The following is a 17,585-nucleotide window of genomic DNA, read 5'->3' on the forward strand; positions in this document are numbered from 1 at the left end:
ATTGAAACGTATCACCTATAGACACAAGTCTTCAAACGGCCGATACTACGTACCGTTTTCCAGCTTCAGCATGGAACCCGATACAACCGCTCTCTTCTTGAGAATAATGTGCTTCTTCGCCATCCTGCGTAATCCTGACCTTTTGTTTGGCGAGGACTTTGCAGGTCTGTGTTATGGAAACGGCGATTTCCGCCTTTGACAATACGCCATTCTCCCACTCAAGATCGACCTCATACCCCCCTCTGCCCCGCAAGCCTTTGACATATCCGTCTTTCCAGGCATCGGGCAACGCCGGCAGGAGTTCCAAGCAGCCTTGATGCGATTGCAGCAGCATCTCTGAAATCCCCGCTGTGGCGGCAAAGTTTCCGTCGATTTGGAAAGGAGGATGCGCGTCGAACAGATTGGCGTAAACACCGCCTCGGCCACGATGAATCGAATCTTCTCCCTTAACGAGCGACAGTAAATTCGAGATTAAACGCTCAGCGCGGTTGCCCTCCTTGAATCTTGCCCATAGGCCGATTTTCCAGCCCAGACTCCAGCCCGTTCCCCCGTCTCCCCTTATTTCAAGCGATGTCTTCGCAGCTCGGAACAGATCGGGAGCAGACTGCTCCGTAATCAGACGCCCCGGATAAACCCCGACAAGATGAGAGACGTGACGATGATGGACATCTTCCTCCTCGAAATCTTGGAACCATTCCTGCAATCGACCGTGCCTGCCGATTTGAAGCGGCAGCAGCTTTTGCTTCTTCTCTGCCAGTGTCTTTGCAAAATCTTCATCAATCCCAAGCAGGTTCGCAGACATGATGCAGTTGTAGAAACATTCGCCGATCAGAGACAGGTCCATGGTCGTCGCCGCGCTTACGGCATGGCGCTTATCGCCAACCTGGAATTTCAGCTCTGGAGAGGTGGAAGGTGAAGTAATCAAATAACCGTCTTGATCTTCCATGAGCCAATCCAGACAGAATAACGCCGCTTCCTTCATGATGGGGTACGCGGTTTCTTGTAAAAACGCTTCATCCCCGCTGTAAGCATAATGCTCCCACAAATGCTGGGTCAGCCATACGCCTCCCATCGGCCAGTACGCCCATACCGGGTCTCCATCACCATAATCGCCAACCGGCGCCGTTTGGGCCCAAAGATCGGAATTATGGTGCGCCACCCACCCTCTTGCGCCATAATTCGTTTCAGCAGTCTTCTTTCCATTCAATGCCAATCTACGGATAAAATCAATCAACGGCTCGTGCATTTCCGCCATATTGCAAGACTCTGCCGGCCAGTAGTTCATCTCGGCATTGATATTAAGCGTGTGGTTGCTGCTCCATGGCGCTCTCGTTTCCTCATTCCATATGCCTTGCAGATTGGCAGGCTGGGTTCCCGGGCGGGAGCTTGCAATCATCAGGTACCGGCCATAATGGAACAAGAGCTCCACCAGCCCCGGATCGCTGCTGCCATATTCAGCAATTCGCCGATCGGTCGGCATATCGGAGGGAGCTTTGGACTCTCCCAAAGACAAGTCAACTCTGTCAAACAGCTTGCGATGATCGTCAAGATGCCGGTTTCGAATCTCCTCATACGTCATACCGCTAACAGCCTGGATGGCATCCGTTGTGATTTTCCGCAGATCCCGTTCAGAATGGCTCGCGCCCATGCTTGCGTCAAAGGAGGTGGCTGCGCTGAAAAACAAGGTCGCGCTGGTCGCTCCGACAACGTGCAAGCCGTCTGCATTAACCTTCAACGTCCCGCCTTCATGCACCACAGCCAATCCGCCGTGGAACTTCAAAGCTTTTGATGACTCAGGCGCGCCGTAAACAATGGGATTTTCCGAGTTGTAGTAGCTGGGCCATACTTGCTCAGGAGCTGTACCGGATATCATATATTGTTTTTGATCGGCATCAAAGGACGATGCATAATGAATGGGACTGTCCAGCCAGGCCCGAAAATCGAGCATCCCTTCCTTGCTCGACGTCAGACGCACGACAATGGATTGATCGGGATAAGAAACGAATGTTTCTCGGGTATACTGAACGCCGCCAACGTTATAGGTAACCGTCACGATGCCGGTTGACAGATCAAGCTTCCGGCTGTATTGGTGGTTCACATCGCCATGATGCATCACGAAACGCAAGTCTCCGAAAGGCAAATAGGATTGCGTATAGGGACCCATCATTTCCTTGCAGAGACGATCCGCTTCCTCATAGTTCTCTTGGGCAATAAGCTCTCTCACCTTCGGCAACACTTCTTTGGCCCCCGGATTATTCCAATCTTTAGGGTAACCGGACCATAGCGTGTCCTCATTCAATGCAATGCGTTCTATCTCAACTCCGCCAAATATCATCGCGCCAAGTCTTCCGTTTCCAACGGGAAGGGCTTCCGTCCAATAAACGGCGGGGGACTGAAATTGTATTTTCATGTTGAGTTCCTTTCCTTCTATTTCAGAATTTTACTCGTTGTTCATACCGAATAATCGAAACGATCTCAGGTTTGCAGGCACCTTTGCCGGCTCCAGCTCGACCCTTTTCGGAAACTTGACTCCTTCCAAATCGAGCAGCCACGTCCGGCTTACTCGCAGGTCGGAGGCATAAGCTTCAGTTCAAACGGCCGGTCTCGGTCGCATACCAGCTTACCGTCAACAACGTCCAATTGGGCTACTTGTATGGAGGAACGCCGTGTACCGTAGGTGTAGGAAGGAGGTTCTTGCCCGGTTAATCTCTCCGGATGGGTGAAATAAAAGATATAGGCTTCGTCCCCTGAGCAGACTACATCCGCATGCAAGCCAATCGTGCCATCATCTTCCCTCGTGCCTGGCTGATCGAGAATGAGGCTGTTCCGTTCCCAGTTGATCAAATCATCCGATCGGTATACACCTTGCCCTCTCCACTCGTCCACGATTAACCAATAATATTCTTTGAACCGAAAGACATTTGGCCCTTCATGTCCCCGTCCCTCGATAATCAGCCCTACACGTTCCCAATGGTATAGATCCTTGCTTTCGGCGGCGTAGGTGTTGTTGTCTTCTTTGAACCACATTCTGAACAGGCCGTTAGGGAGACGGTAAATACAAGCATCTATAATATTTGTCTCGCTGATATCCAGCCTGGACTGAAACGTCCAATTGAGGAGATCCGGACTTGTATAATGGAGCATGTCCGCCCGACCTACCCAATCCTCAGGTACCCCTTGAATATAAGTGACATACATATGATAAATGCCTTCATGCCAGTAAATCTCAGGCGCCCAGAACGTATTTCTTCCCCATTCGATGTCCAGCCCCGGGAGCGTTCCCCGGTAAACCCAATCGCTCCCGTCTTTGGATGAAGCAACGCCGAGATCAGTGCCGTGCACCCAGGCAAATCGGCGATCTTCCGCAGTTGCCCTGCGGTTTGTGTAAATCATCCACCATTCCTTGGCTTCTCTGTTCCAAATAACGACCGGATCCGCTGCTCCGTCATAAATAGGGTCTCGATACAATGGCGTTTTCATTATACCCTCCAGTGTGTGCTCGTCATGTTTAGGATATGCTTATATTACTTATTCAAAAACCGTTGTTGATCGAACGTCATGTGCCGTAATACTTCAAGCCGAAATGAGTCCGTACGGATCGCTGTGGTGATGCTGCACGGATACCGCCGTTCGTCATGGTCGACGAGCCGCCGCTGGGGCTATTGTGGCTTGCATTGCTCCTGCGACCTCATAACAAAATTGGTCTACATCGATATAACCCTGTTCATTTTCACAGTTATAGCTGTATAACCCGATCCGATCTCCCCTATAATTCCCCCACCCAAGCTGATACGCGTCTCCAAAGCTCGTGAAATGGTCCCCATCGACGCTATACTCGAACCGGTTGATTCCGTCTATGTTCCACACAGACCTTAACCAAAGGGTGGAACCCGTTAATTCCGGACCCCATTCTACGGTACCCGAATTGTTAAACTTCAGAACCTTTGTCCCATTCTGTTGTTGAACGCCAATCGTGCAATAAGTTTGTGCAAAATGGCAAAGCCCCGCTTCTTGCCCGTCCGCCATGCCGTTGATTTCTATTGTTACGGTTGCCGTATTGTGAACGGTTCTAAATGCTCTTTGTGAAATGACGTTGCAGAAGGTAAAAAAATTGTCCTTATCGATGGGTTGGCATGCATGTAGGCGCAAATAGCCGGGCCGTTCCGCTAACGACCATTTGTCGGCTCTCGGCTGATGGTTCCATTCCCAATACGGCTCAAGCACCGCTCGTTCAAAATCGTCATTTGTGGCAAGAACCGTCACGGGATGTCCGTTTATGGGCTTCCTGCCTCCCCATACCATCTCCCCGATTCCGTCACCGTCCGTATCGTTTCCGATGATCGGCCATCCGTCAATCCACGTTACGGGCAGCAAGTGAAGCGGTCTCCCCTCGTACTCGCCCGTTCCTTGATGCGAAATGAAATACCAATCACCGGAAACGGTCTGGACAAGTCCGCCTTGATTCGGCTCCCGGTCTACATCCTTGCCGTGCGTATGGATAATCTCCTTCTCCTCGTAGGGCCCATAAATATGTTTCGCCCTTAACATCATGACGACTCTGACTTCAACGCCTTCCTCACGGCGAACCTCGCTGTGGAAAAAATAGTAGGTTCCGTTTATTTTGTAGAGCTTATTGGCTTCGCTCCCTTTGTGCTGATGAATAATCGTATCGCTGTTATGCAATAGTTCTTTGCCGTCTTCACTTAATTTAAATAAATGGATATTATAGTTATCGGCAAAATTAGTGGCAACAAAGTAGCCTTGTCCGTCATCGTCCCAAAACGGACAGCAGTCGTCCCAGCCGCTAACCGCCCAAACTTGATGAAGCGGCTCCCAAGGTCCAGCTGGATCGGAAGCCGTGCTCATAAACAATCCCTCATCGGGCGTGAAAAAATACACCCAATACTTATCCTGGTGGAATCGGATGGCACCTGCCCAGACTCCTCTGCCATAACGGTTCATTCGATTGTAATTGTATTCCGGGCCGATTCTTGTCAAATCGTCCACAACATGCCCAATCATTTTCCAATTCACAAGATCTTTGGAATGCAGTACCGCCATCCCCGGAGAGCAATGCAATGTAGAGGAGATGCCGTAATAATCATCTCCGACTCGAATGACATCCGGATCGCTATAATCTCCTGGCAAGACAGGATTGACATAGGTGCCGTCCCCCTGATCTCCCCAAGCTCCCTTCTTCGATAACAGATTGTAGTTATCTTCCATAACAGAGTCATCCTTTCCATTCTAAAAGAACATTATATGTTTCCGATCAGATACTCTTGTTTTCCGTCCCGTAAAAATACCGGAATCGTGCTTAGTTGAGCTTCAACATGGATGGTTTGTCCGCCTTCGAAGATCCTTCCTGTACGTGCATCCGTCCATCTTGATGTTCGCCTCAGGCGATTCAGTCAATAATTACCTGATCGTACGTGCTCCCCATGTCTTCGTTTAGAGAGTACAGCAGATAATAACGTCCATTCACAACCCCGCGAAATGACTGTGGGTAGGCTTCATACTCCTCACGAGTAAGTAGAGGGTAAATTCTCAAGCTCGTTTTCGCGCGTTCTTGTACCATTTTCTTGATTGCATCCCCAAGTTTGTCCATGACGGAAAGAACAGATGCCTTTTGTTCATCGTACAAACAGAATCTCACATCTTAGCCCCCTCACTCTTGATGTGCTGTAACTTCTAACGTAACTCTAATCACTCTCGGTACATACGCACAGTTTCCGATACATTCGTCAAAAGTATCATTCAACGGATCAGAATAATGCTCCACCGTCGAATCAATGACGGAAAGTCCGGAACATGGTTCATGTTCCGGACTTCCGCTGGTTCATTCACTGCCGCTGCAATCTACTCGGTCATCACAGCCGTTACTTCCTGAGCGGTTAAAGCACTGTTGTAGATGTATCAGGAACAAGAGAAGCTTCACGAACATGATGCGCATGGTTCGGAAGCTTCTTCGTGTCACTGAACGGTCATGAAAAAGGAGTTGTTACTTGATGCCTCTCTTGGCTACCTCATCGTTCACTTCTTTGATGGCTTCAGGCACACCTTTGGCGTCGTATCCCTTGACGATTTCTTTCCACTGGGCAATCGGGTCACCTTTACCCAAAATCACTTTAATGATGTCGTTCTGGATATCGGGGTCTAGAGCCGTAAACTTATTTTTTGCTGGGGTCGATATCGCATTGAAATCAAAGTTGACAGGCATTGACGTATCTTCTTGTTTATAACGATTCCACGTTTCAATTTGCAGCTTCTGCAGTGCTGCAGCTTCAGGATCTGAGCTTACCACTTTTTTGCCCTTATACAGGAGGGGGTCCCATGCGGCAAGCCAAACCAGTTTTGACGTGATCGGGTATTTGTCGGCAAGCGTTTCACCGGCTTTCAGCAGGGAAACGTATTGGCCATTTTCCACTTTATAATCGACATTTTCGATTCCATTAATGCCCAGTACCCTATATTCATCAGACATCATGTAATCCAACACTTGGAGCGCCCGTTTGAATTTTTCATCGCTAAGCGTAGCGGGGAATAACGTTTCGGACCAGAAAGGAGCTCCAGCCATCGTATAGCGCTTGCCGTCAGCCGCAGGCCAAATATTCAAATACCCGATTGCTTTGGAAGGGCTGACTCCCGGATTCGCTTTTTTGAATGCGGTTACTTGTTCATCAGTCACGCCTTCCAGGCCATATAGCGCAAAGCTTTGGCCGGACAAAAACTTGTTCGTGCCATCGGCGTCTTTCTGGGTTGCAAAGTCCTTGTCAAGGACGCCATCCGTATAGAGCGTACGAAGCTGCTGGATACCGGTATAGGCTCTCTCGGACGTGAAGGCGGGAATCCACTTGCCGTTTTCCTGGGTCCAGTTATTGCTAAATAACATTTCAGGAAAGCTTCCCAAAAATGGTGTTAACAGATAGCCCTTCGAATTAATGGTCAACCCGCTGATTCCGGGGTGTTTCTGTATGACGGCTTTGGTCATGGCCATGAATTCCTCAAAACTTTTCGGATCCTTTGTATATCCCGCTTCCTCCGCCCAGTCCTTGCGATAACGTATTGGCCTGCCTAGCCTGCCATCGCCGACATCCTCGCCGCCAAAGCGCGGAACCGTATAAAATTTTCCATCCACCTTGAACGGTTGCACAGCCGGATTGGAAAAGATTTTTTTCAAATTCGGATACGGGCTCAGGTCGTCGGGGAGTGCCTTGAGGACGCCTTGCTTGGCCCAGGTTTGGTACAACCCGATATTATCGGTAGCAAGCGCGTTGGCGAACATGTCGGGAAGCTGCTTGGACGCGGCCCATACCTTTGCCTTCTCCTGCCAGTCGTTCCAGGTAATCTGAACGGGTTTGATCGTGATGTTGAATTTCTTGGTCAAATCGTTGTAAACGGTGTCATTTTTTGCATTGGGAGCGTTAAAGCCTGTCTCAATGTCCCATACTGCAACGCTGAGCTCTAATGGCTTGCTCATTGCCGTATCATCTGGCTTCTGTGATGCGTTTGACGTTACGCTCGGGGTATTTGTCTTGCTCTCCTCTTTGCTGCAGGCGGATAGCACCGTACCTGCAAGCAAAATCAAAGCCGAACATGTTAATACTCTTTGTTTGACCTTCATTTCGTTAACCCTCCTTGTATTTTAGAAGCTCAAGATGTATATAATAAAGGCTGAAGCCATTATTATCATTCCTTTACGGAACCGATCATAACCCCCGCATTGAAGTGTTTCTGCACGAATGGATAAACCATTAATATGGGAATGGCGGAAACGATGATCATCGCTGACTTTACCGATTCCGGGTAAACGTTTTGCATTTGCGAGGCTAGCTGTTGGCCTGTCGGGCTGTTGATCGACTGACTCAGATTGGTTATCGTGTCTCTTAATACAAGCTGCAAGGGATGCAAGTTTATATCGTTGATAAACAACATCGGGAGATACCATTCATTCCAACGATCAACCGCATAAAACAAGGACATGGTCGCCATGATCGGCAACGAAACGGGTATGACGACGCGAATGAGGATACTAAAATCGTTGGCCCCGTCAATTTTGGCCGACTCCTCAAGAGCAGGATTGACGCTTCCGAAGAAGTTCTTCATCAGGATGAGGTTGAACGCGTTTACAGCCGCCGGCAAAATCATGACAAGTAAATTATTCTGCAAGTGCAGGCTTTGAATCGTCAAATAATAGGGAATAAGACCGCCTGAAAAAAACATCGTAAAGATGATGCAAGTAAGGATCACGTTTCGGCCTGGCATCGAATTCTTGGATAACGCGTAAGCGCCTGTCGTCGTTACTACCAAATTTACCAATGTGCCTAACACGGTCACGAAGACCGATATAAGCAAACCATTGACCACTTTGCCTTCATGAAAAATATATTGATACGAAGAGAGATCAATGGATCTCGGAAACAACATGACCCCTCCCGCTTTCCTGTCTAATAGGGTAGACAAGGACAGAACGAGCGTTTGATAAAACGGGAATACAGCCGCGATCGCGCACAGCCCCAGGATGATCGCGATCAGCGCATTAGAAACCGATAAGCGCTTCAATAGAGGCCCCCCTCCTTCATAACATGCTTCACAAAAAAGTTTGCTCCGAAAAGCAACAAGCAACTGATGACGGATTTCAGTAAACCAACCGTAGTGGAATAGCCGAACCCCGTTGCGTCTACAAAAGCGCTGCGATACACGTAGGTATCGAGAATATCGGCGCGTTCATAAACAGCCGGGTTATACAAATTGAAGATCTGGTCGAACCCGCCGTTCATAATACCGCCGACTGCCAGAATAAGCAGAATAGCTGCCGTGGTACGAATCACCGGCCATGTAATGGCCTTCATTTGCTGATAACGGTTTGCACCGTCTATGGCCGCCGCCTCATAAAGCTCGGGATTGATGCCTGCGATGGCTGCCAGATAAATAATGGAGGACCAGCCTGCTTCTTTCCATATGTTCGACGTGAACAGCAGCGCCAGAAAACTTCCGTCGTGGATCAGGATCGAGTTTTTTCCCCATCCGAATAGCTGCAGGATCTGATTGAGCACGCCCTGATCGCTCAGGATACTCGTAATGATTCCGCTTAACACGACCCAGCTGATGAAATGCGGAAACGTAAATACAGTTTGATAGATCCGCTTCAATCTTCTGTGTCGCATTTCATTCAGCAGAATCGCCAGCAGGATCGGGATCGGAAATTCGATAAGCAAACGCCCGAAGCTGATCAACAAGGTGTTGTTGAACGCATGCTGGAATTTCGGATCACCCAGCACATCCCGAAAGTTTTGAAAGTTATTCCAGGGACTGTTCATGATGCCCAGAGAATAATTGAAGTCCTTAAAAGCCAAGATCACGCCGTACATAGGCACATACGCGAAGATCAGAAAGAACAGCACGGTTGGAAATACCATCAAGTAGAAGTACTTATGACGGACGATTTCCTGCCATTTGCGGTTGGTTTTTCCCTTCAAACGCCCCTTGTATTTCGCGTGAATTACTGTATTTTGCATGCCCCTCTCGCCTCCTGAAATTATTATAAAGCAAGCGCTTTCCAAGGGGTATGTCGTGCAATTAGCTTTTATTTTGTATTTTTAAGCAACTTTGTGTCGAATAGGAGTCGGAATGGTCTTGCACCTAATTCAAGTACAAGTTACCGATTTGTAGTACAAAAAAAAGGACTCCTTTATTCAGGAGCCGGAAAAAAGCCGTTTTGACCTTGGTCGAATCGATAGGTTCTAGGCGGAACGCCCATCATTTTTTTGAACATTTTACTGAAATAAAAATAATCCCTATATCCTACCTGATCCGCTATCTCGTTGATCGGAATGGAGGTGGTCTTGAGCAACTCCGAAGCGCGGCTCATTCTAAGGCCGGTCATGTATTCGGTGAAGGTTTTATCCAGTTCTTTTCTGAATAATTGCGAGATGTAGTTTGGGTTTAAATTGAATCGTTTACTTATGCCTAATATGGTAATGTCCTCGCTGAAGTGCTCGTTGATGTATTCCAGCATGGCAGAGAATGTACTGCGTCCAGGTTGTATGGAAACGTGCTGTTGATCGTTCTGCTCCTCCCGGAACAATCGTTTTAAATATTGGATCATATCGCTGACATCTTTAAACTGATCTGCCAATTGTTCGAGTGAATAGAGGTAGAAATCGTCCGATTCCTTTCCCTTTCGACTTAACTGCGATATGCAATCGTTATATAACAACAAGGCATGCCGAATATTCAGAAGGCCGCTCTGAAACATGAATAAAAAGGAATCCAACTGCGTATGGATCGCCTGGTCATTTCCTTCTGCCAACACTGCAAATGCCGACTTCAAATCATGGGGTTTCCACTTCTCTTTCCATGCGGGCGTTTCAGCTAAGGTGAAATATTGATAGGCTTGAAGTTCCGCTTCCTGGATAGCCTGCGTAAATTCTGCCGGTTCGACAACCTGCTCGCTGAACCCGATTCCTTTCCAGAATTCACGACTTTCAGAAGAAAAGTTGGACATGAACTGGGCCGCGTCTCTGTCCGTCATTACGTAAATAAACTTGCGATAACCGATACGCACCGTAAGGCAAGGTGTTTGTTCATGGATCGGCAGCCTGTCCCTTCTTACGGTAAGCATGATACGCAAGTCGTCTTTTCCGGACCCGTCAATGCCGGCAAAAGCTAACTCCCGCCGCAATCTGCTGTTTGCTTCCGGCGTGCCGCTCTCAATCAAATCAAGGATTTCCCCTTCAGGCAACAGACGGCGGGCGTCTAATTCCCGCTTGATCTTTTTCAGATACCCCATGAGTTCCATCTCGTCGAAAGGCTTCAGGCAATAACCGGATATGCCGTTCTGGATCGCTTTCTGCGCGAGAGCAAATTCCGCCAGACCGCTCACTATGATAAATTTGGAGGATATGCCGGCGTCGTCCAATCGTTTTTTCAGTTCCAGCCCGTTCATTCCGGGCATCCGAATATCGGAAAAAACCACATCCGGTTGAATTTGTTTTACAACTTCCACTGCCTCCTCCCCGCTCTGCGCATACCCAACAACTTCATAGCCGCAGCCCTTCCAATCCACCGACGCTTTCAAGCTTTCTATAACCAGTTCCTCGTCATCCACAATAAAGACTTTATACATAACCTTCACTCCTGACCGGTATTATAAGCGAGACCGTTGTTCCGCCTTCAAGCTCGCTCGTCAACCTGATGCCGTATGGTTCTCCGAAGATCATTCGGATTCTGTTATGCACATTCGCCAGTCCGATGCCGGATACGGAATCGCCATCAAGGCCATCGGTTGCCGATCGGCATTCTATTGTATGATTAATTTCCTCTAACTTTTCCAAACTTATTCCTGTACCGTTATCATTGACGGAGAGATACAACTTCTCCCCATCCCTGTAGCCTTTTATCACCAACACACCGGTTCGTCTGAGCGGCTCAATGCCATGTTTGATGGCATTTTCCACGATAGGCTGCAAGATCATTTTTGGGACAAGACAAGCGAGGCATTCCGTAGAAATGTCATATTCCACATGCAAGCGTTCGCCAAATCGGATTTGATGAATGAAGATATAGTATTTTATGATGATCCATTCTCTTTCCAAGGAAATCATATCAGGTCCCTGGATACTGTAACGGAAAAACATAGCTAACGCTTTTGTCAGCTCGAATATTTGCGAAGAACCCTCTCTCGCGGCAAGCCCTTTGATCGATTCCAGCGTATTGTATAAAAAATGCGGATTGATTTGACTTTGCAAAAAGCTGAGTTCCGCTCTCCGTTTAATTAATTCCGTCTCGTAGAGGACACGCTTGCTTTCCAGCAAATGATCCGTCAACTTCTCAATTTCCGTCAACATTTCATTGAAACGCGAAGCCATAATAATCATTTCCGCATAACCATCTACTGCGATTCGTTTGCTGAGATGTTTTTTTTCCCCGAGACTCACTTCTCCCATCAGGCTCATAAACTTCTTCAAAGGCTGCAGAATGTTGTTGCTCACGAACAGAAGCGGTATGATCATTAGAACGAGTGCGATGGCTACCATGATAAGCTGCTGTAGACGAATCTCATTAAGACCTTGAAGGAGCACACGATTCGGCACTTCAATCACAATTTCGCCGTCCAAATCCGGAATGGCTTCCCTATGAATCATATATTGACGGTTATGATTCAATAATTTATCTTTTGGAATCGGCTCCCCCAGGTTACTTGAATCATCATTCGTATAGAAGAGCCTTCCGTTACGATCAGCCATGTAGACTAAGGCACCATCGGGTAAATTGACAGGGTTGCCGTCGCCGAAGAGCAGTCGATTGTCGATTATCAAAAGCAGAGTTCCAAGTTTACTTCTGACGGCCTCAAAATCAGTTGTTGAATAGATAGGTGCTCCCGCCACCAATACCGGCGTTGTAGTATAAGGTAAATCGATCATTTTATGCCCCAAAAAATAGGACAAGTTATCTTTCGGAATCTCCCGGGAAATTGCTGCGATTTGAGCCGTATTGGCCAGGAGGTTGAATACGGCGCCGTTATTTTCAACCAGTGCAATATCCAGAATAGCCTTTTTCATTTTCCTCATATCTGACAAATAAGCTTTTAACTGGTTGTACATTTCAAACTTTTGGGCTGGATTTGTCTCAGACAAAAAATTTTGTACGGTTTGACCGTTGTAGGCAATCGTTTCCATAATTCTTTTAACATCATTACTATTCGAGGAAATGGACTGGTTCAGTTGCGAAATAACACCTTTGATGTAATCGCTGTTATTCTTCTTTACGACATTGACGGCACGGTAATAATTCACAGCCATGATCGAAATCATAACCATAACAATTAATAAACCCAATAAAGATAACTGCACCGTGATGGGAAGTTTTTTCAAATATGGTCGTTTCATGTGACTTTTCCTTCTTTGATAGTTAATTTGATGAATAGGTTTAAATCTCACAGAATCATAACATATTTGAATGAGAACGGTGAAGTTGATGTATTTTCCTGGCCTGTTCCGGAAAATAGCGGTCACACCAATTAATGATTCGAGTTTTCGCTTGAATTAAGCTCACCATGACCTTCTCGCGCAAATTCATGAGAATGTTCCAGTTCTGCATATTCCTTCTTCGGTATAGAACAGCCTAGTGGCAGGCAGAATTCAACGCCGCGCTCATCCGACTTCGGCTCCCTGCGCAGAACTGAACCTCGGGGTTCGCCCCTTTGCGGGGCTCCATATAGCAAAAGACGCCACCCCTTTTGTGGTGACGTCCTTGTGCTATATGGAGCCGAGGGGGATCGAATCCCTGACCTCTTGCATGCCATGCAAGCGCTCTCCCAGCTGAGTGGACTTCTGAAGCTGTTCAATCCATGATCTCTAAAGTGATCTTGTAAACATAGATGCCCTTTTCGATTTTATATTCATCGTGAATATTTTTGGTCCAACCGTTGTCTCCGCCAAGACCTGCATGTTTGTAATCGATATGAAGGAAAACGGAATCGGATGTGCCAAGCTCATCTTCATAGGCGGCATTGTCGTATTGTCCGATGCTGAATTGATGAATATCAAAATGGAAGTGACCCGCCGAGGTAACTTTTACCTTGCGATCATCCGCGGATACATATAGATAACGGACATCTTCCTTGCCCCCGCATTCAACCGGCACGATGTAGGGAACATGTTGTTCTTGGGCAGAGCTTTCATATATACCAACGAAGGCAGACGTTTTTCGGTCCGCATAGTTTTCCCATGGCCCGCGACCATACCATTTGATATTTTTCCAGGCAGCAGAGAAGGTAAAGCTTAGACCGATTCTCGGAATGGTATCGACATTGGCATTGTTCACGACCGTGTTGGTAATTTCAATGCCTTTACCGCCAATCGCATAGTCAGTTCGTGTTTCAATGCACCCATGATACAAAGCATGAACCTGAATGATAACGGAAGAAGGCGCTGCATATACCCGGATACGCTTGATCTCTTTCTGATTGGAGTTCAGCCCGAGGCTTCTCCATTCATCCGCATAGTTCAGCGTCTCGCCAGTTATACCGGCGTCTATCCCCGTTGGCGGACGATAGAAATTGTTAGCTCCGCCCGTAAAGTAGTCCCGGTTATTGTATCTCACAGAAATGAATTCTGCCGTATCTTTCGAGAAGACCACGTTCGTATTTTCATTATAAATATGAATTCGATCAGCGGCTTCTTCATATACCAGGCTTCCACTTTCAATATCTCCGGTGTGCATTTCGTAAACGGAATCATTCAACTCGATCTGGCATGCATAAATACAGGCTCCCTTATTTGCATAATACGTATCCTCGTTCAGATAAGCATAGAAATTCAGGTACGCTTCTCCAGAGACCTTGGCTGGATCGTGTGGTGCCTGTACACTGTCCATAGATCCGGCCGGCGTATTCAATTTGGATAATGTACCGTTTTCGACAACCTTCCCGTCGCAAACAAGCTCCCAACCGATGTCGAGGTGGCTTAAGTCTCGATGCGTATAATGATTAAAAATTCGATAACTTTTGTTACCAGGGACATCATAAGGCCGATCAAAGTAATCGATCTGGACGGGAGCTTGAACATATTTGATTTCATAGGCAGCCGGTTTCGGCGTTAAATCCGGAAATACAATGCCGTTCAGGCACATATCGGGCGCAGCATCCATAATCTCTTCTTGGAACCCGCCGCCATAAACATATTTTTTGTTCCCGGATTCATCATGCCTAACAAGCGCTTTATCCTGAAAGTCCCAAATAAAACCGCCCTGAAACCGTGGGAATTTATGAATGAGGTCCCAAAATTTTTTGAAATTCCCGTTGCTGTTGCTTTTCGCGTACGCATATTCACACATAATAAACGGCCGCAAGTCTTCGCTGTTGGCCATGCAGTCCAGGATCCAATCCTTCTGAGGATACATGGGCGCCACGATATCGGAAATATGGGCCGGAGGATTCGAGGACTCATACTGGACATATCTTGTTTTATCGTATTCCTTAATCCATCCGTACATGGCAGCATGGTTCGCTCCGTAACCGGATTCATTTCCCAGGGACCAGAGAATGATCGAGGGATGATTCTTATCTCTGAGCACCATCCGTGCTGCACGTTCCATATAAGCATGGGTCCATTCGGGAGATGCGCTCAACTGGCCGCCGATGCCATGGGTCTCAATATTGGCCTCATCTACTACATAAATGCCCAGTTCATCACAGAGGTCGTACCATTCGACTGCATGGGGATAATGACTCGTTCTGACCGCATTGATATTAAGCGATTTCATGATCTTAATTTGCTCACGCATATACTCCGTCGACACCACGCGCCCCGTTTCGGGACAAAACGCATGAAGATTCGTTCCACGGATGATGAGACGTTTGCCGTTTATTTTCAAAATTCCATTTTTATCGATGCTAACTTCGCGGAAGCCGACATTTGCACTCTCGATGTCAACGACATTTCCGTCAGGGTCGATCATTTCCAATACCAATCTATAGAGGTAAGGAATTTCGTCGCTCCACAATTTGGGGCTCTTAATGGTTTGTTTGACCTTCGCCACATAGTTCTCTTGCAGGTAGGATCTGCAATCCGCAAACTTCGGCGTTTCAAACTGCGTAACCAATTTTTGATCGTGATCATAAAGAGATAGGCGCGCATGAGCTTCCCCGTAACAGCTTGCTTGATTATTAGGGTAAACCGTCACGGCTAATTCGGCATTGTCGTAATCTCCCGAAAAGAGCGTTTCGATTTTATAATCATGAATGCGCATTCGCGGTTTTGCATAGATCAGAACATCTCTGTAGATCCCCGATAGATGCCAGTAATCCTGATCCTCCAGATAAGTTCCGGCTCCGAATCGCATCACCTGTACGGCTAAATGGTTCTGTCCCCTTTGGATGAAATCCGTAATATCGAAAGAAGCGTTAAGCTTGCTGTCCGTCGAATAACCGACGAGCTTCCCGTTTAACCATAAATAAAAACAAGATTCCACGCCGGCAAAATCGATAAATAGATCGCGGTCGTGAAAATGTTCGGGAATTCCGAACGTGAGGACATAACATCCAGTGAGGTTATCCTCCGGCACATAAGGCGGATTCAAAACAAATTCATCTTTCTTCAGTTGAATTTCATGATGGGAGTCCTCCCATTTCCGTGCAAAGGGATACACTGAATTGGTGTACACAGGTTTTCCGTATCCGGACAACTCCCAGTTGGAAGGAACCGGGATATCATCCCAACGGGACACGTCATATTCAGGATGATAGAACTCATCGGTTACCACGTCCGGAGACGAAAACAATTTAAATTTCCACGAGCCGTTTAAGCATTTTACATATTTGGACGTTCTGCGATCGCCGCTTTGCGCCTGTTCAACGGTTTCGTATACGCCGTACGGCTCATGCATGGGGTAGCGGTTCTTTTGAGTGACATGCGGATTCTCCCAGTCTCTGTTCAGCTTCATACGTTTTGAATAATCCTCCCATCAATTGTTCTAATTGGTTGTACTATAAAATCGATATCCTTATAATATAAGGATAAGTCTTTATATGAAATGTTAAGTCTGGTAATTCATTTATCCATTTTGGTAGGTGTAGCAACGATATGTATTACGACGATATAAAGGAAAATGATGTCGTATACCGGTGTATCGGCGACGATTTCGACCAAGGCATTTTGTCATGCGGCTTTATGAGAAAATTAACGGCAGAGCGTTCCCAATATGACTTTAAGATCGGATATTACAGCTGTTTTTTGATCCTGCAAGGCAGTGGACGATTTATCTCAGAGGACGGTACCGTTATTCCGATGCAAGCGGGGGATCTGGTTCAGCGTTTGCCTGAACGTTTGCACTCCACCGAAATCGAGCCAAATGGGGAATGGATAGAGTTTTATATGAGCGTAGGTTATCCTGTCTATCATTACCTAATAACACTTGGAATTGTAAATTCCGATAAAGAGGTGCAAGCAACGCAGGTTACGCGCGATTTTGTTATTGAATTAGCTGCCTTGCTAAACAGCCTTAAAGGCGCTGCGGATGAAAGGCTCCCCTATTTGCTGATGAGAGCACAAGAGCTCATGATCCGATTACACGGCAGCGTTCATTATTCGCAGAGAGAGCACAATGATCCTAAAATATCGAAGGCTTGCCAACTCATCGGCAGCTCTAATGATATCCATTATGATATGAAGGAAACTGCAGCAGCCGTAAATATGGGCTATGAGAATTTCAGGAAGTTATTTAAAGCCACGACCGGGGTTTCCCCTCAGCGATACCACATTGAACATTTAATGAAACAGGCAAAAATGATGCTCCTCTCTGGACTCCCCATCAAACATGTAGCCGTTAGTCTTGGTTATGGGGATATTTACTCCTTTACCAAACAATTTACTAAATCGGAAGGAATGCCTCCAGGACGTTATATCCGTAACCGCCACAGGTGACAATGCTCTACAGCCAATATAGGCATTCGCTCAGAAAAACAAATAACAAAGCCCCGAGAAATCGGGGCTTTGCCTCTTCATTTACTTGTTCTCTTTGTTTATTTCCGGCAAGGGCGTCCGGAAGTAACGATAAAACAGCAGGCTGATCGTAAAAATTCC

General features: G+C 47.0%; 11 protein-coding genes and 1 tRNA gene. 1 reads left to right on the forward strand and 11 read right to left on the reverse strand.

The features are described from left to right. Positions 1 to 31: 31 nt before the first annotated feature. The 11 genes from QFZ80_RS23830 to QFZ80_RS23880 all read right to left on the reverse strand — a co-directional run bounded on the left by QFZ80_RS23830 (position 32) and on the right by QFZ80_RS23880 (position 16,446). Positions 32 to 2,410 carry a glycoside hydrolase family 95 protein gene (locus QFZ80_RS23830; RefSeq protein WP_307553546.1) on the reverse strand — a complete coding sequence of 793 codons (2,379 nt, stop codon included), beginning with the start codon at positions 2,408 to 2,410 and terminating at the stop codon, positions 32 to 34. A 149-nt stretch (positions 2,411 to 2,559) separates the two neighbouring features. Continuing rightward, positions 2,560 to 3,480, reverse strand: coding sequence for a glycoside hydrolase family protein (locus QFZ80_RS23835; RefSeq protein ID WP_307553545.1), 921 nt, complete (start codon positions 3,478 to 3,480; stop codon positions 2,560 to 2,562). 153 nt (positions 3,481 to 3,633) lie between these two features. After that, positions 3,634 to 5,226: a glycoside hydrolase family 43 protein gene (locus tag QFZ80_RS23840; protein ID WP_307553544.1), complete on the reverse strand. Its 1,593-nt coding sequence runs from the start codon at positions 5,224 to 5,226 to the stop codon at positions 3,634 to 3,636. A gap of 181 nt (positions 5,227 to 5,407) precedes the next feature. Beyond that, on the reverse strand, positions 5,408 to 5,656 hold the full coding sequence (locus QFZ80_RS23845; protein ID WP_307561361.1) for a hypothetical protein: 249 nt from the start codon (positions 5,654 to 5,656) through the stop codon (positions 5,408 to 5,410). A 345-nt stretch (positions 5,657 to 6,001) separates the two neighbouring features. Beyond that, entirely contained in the window at positions 6,002 to 7,624 is a 1,623-nt protein-coding gene (locus tag QFZ80_RS23850) for an extracellular solute-binding protein (protein ID WP_307553542.1), read from the reverse strand. 65 nt (positions 7,625 to 7,689) lie between these two features. Then, a complete protein-coding gene (locus QFZ80_RS23855) occupies positions 7,690 to 8,562 on the reverse strand; it encodes a carbohydrate ABC transporter permease (protein ID WP_307553541.1) in 873 nt (290 codons plus the stop codon). Next, complete coding sequence (locus tag QFZ80_RS23860) at positions 8,559 to 9,518, reverse strand: ABC transporter permease (RefSeq protein WP_307553540.1); 960 nt, start codon at positions 9,516 to 9,518, stop codon at positions 8,559 to 8,561. The genes QFZ80_RS23855 and QFZ80_RS23860 overlap by 4 nt, the downstream gene beginning before the upstream one ends. Before the next feature lie 173 nt (positions 9,519 to 9,691). After that, positions 9,692 to 11,128 carry a response regulator gene (locus tag QFZ80_RS23865; RefSeq protein WP_307561363.1) on the reverse strand — a complete coding sequence of 479 codons (1,437 nt, stop codon included), beginning with the start codon at positions 11,126 to 11,128 and terminating at the stop codon, positions 9,692 to 9,694. Continuing rightward, entirely contained in the window at positions 11,121 to 12,890 is a 1,770-nt protein-coding gene (locus QFZ80_RS23870; RefSeq protein WP_307561365.1) for a sensor histidine kinase, read from the reverse strand. Before QFZ80_RS23870 ends, QFZ80_RS23865 begins: the two co-directional genes overlap by 8 nt. Positions 12,891 to 13,264: 374 nt before the next feature. Then, positions 13,265 to 13,328: transfer RNA gene (locus QFZ80_RS23875), tRNA-Ala, on the reverse strand. A 16-nt stretch (positions 13,329 to 13,344) separates the two neighbouring features. Beyond that, positions 13,345 to 16,446, reverse strand: coding sequence for a glycoside hydrolase family 2 TIM barrel-domain containing protein (locus QFZ80_RS23880; RefSeq protein ID WP_307561367.1), 3,102 nt, complete (start codon positions 16,444 to 16,446; stop codon positions 13,345 to 13,347). A 140-nt stretch (positions 16,447 to 16,586) separates the two neighbouring features. Here QFZ80_RS23880 and QFZ80_RS23885 point away from each other — a divergent pair, with 140 nt between their 5' ends. Continuing rightward, positions 16,587 to 17,426: a helix-turn-helix domain-containing protein gene (locus QFZ80_RS23885; protein WP_307561369.1), complete on the forward strand. Its 840-nt coding sequence runs from the start codon at positions 16,587 to 16,589 to the stop codon at positions 17,424 to 17,426. The last annotated feature ends 159 nt before the right edge of the window (positions 17,427 to 17,585 follow it).

The sequence above is a fragment of the Paenibacillus sp. V4I7 genome (genome assembly GCF_030817275.1).
GTDB lineage: Bacteria > Bacillota > Bacilli > Paenibacillales > NBRC-103111 > Paenibacillus_E.

Bases quoted from the DNA above. Each gene is read 5' to 3' on its own strand.
- QFZ80_RS23830 (WP_307553546.1), bottom strand. From the start codon at position 2,410: ATGAAAATACAATTTCAGTCCCCCGCCGTTTATTGGACGGAAGCCCTT.
- QFZ80_RS23835 (WP_307553545.1), bottom strand. From the start codon at position 3,480: ATGAAAACGCCATTGTATCGAGACCCTATTTATGACGGAGCAGCGGAT.
- QFZ80_RS23840 (WP_307553544.1), bottom strand. From the start codon at position 5,226: ATGGAAGATAACTACAATCTGTTATCGAAGAAGGGAGCTTGGGGAGAT.
- QFZ80_RS23850 (WP_307553542.1), bottom strand. From the start codon at position 7,624: ATGAAGGTCAAACAAAGAGTATTAACATGTTCGGCTTTGATTTTGCTT.
- QFZ80_RS23860 (WP_307553540.1), bottom strand. From the start codon at position 9,518: ATGCAAAATACAGTAATTCACGCGAAATACAAGGGGCGTTTGAAGGGA.
- QFZ80_RS23865 (WP_307561363.1), bottom strand. From the start codon at position 11,128: ATGTATAAAGTCTTTATTGTGGATGACGAGGAACTGGTTATAGAAAGC.
- QFZ80_RS23870 (WP_307561365.1), bottom strand. From the start codon at position 12,890: ATGAAACGACCATATTTGAAAAAACTTCCCATCACGGTGCAGTTATCT.
- QFZ80_RS23880 (WP_307561367.1), bottom strand. From the start codon at position 16,446: ATGAAGCTGAACAGAGACTGGGAGAATCCGCATGTCACTCAAAAGAAC.
- QFZ80_RS23885 (WP_307561369.1), top strand. From the start codon at position 16,587: ATGTATTACGACGATATAAAGGAAAATGATGTCGTATACCGGTGTATC.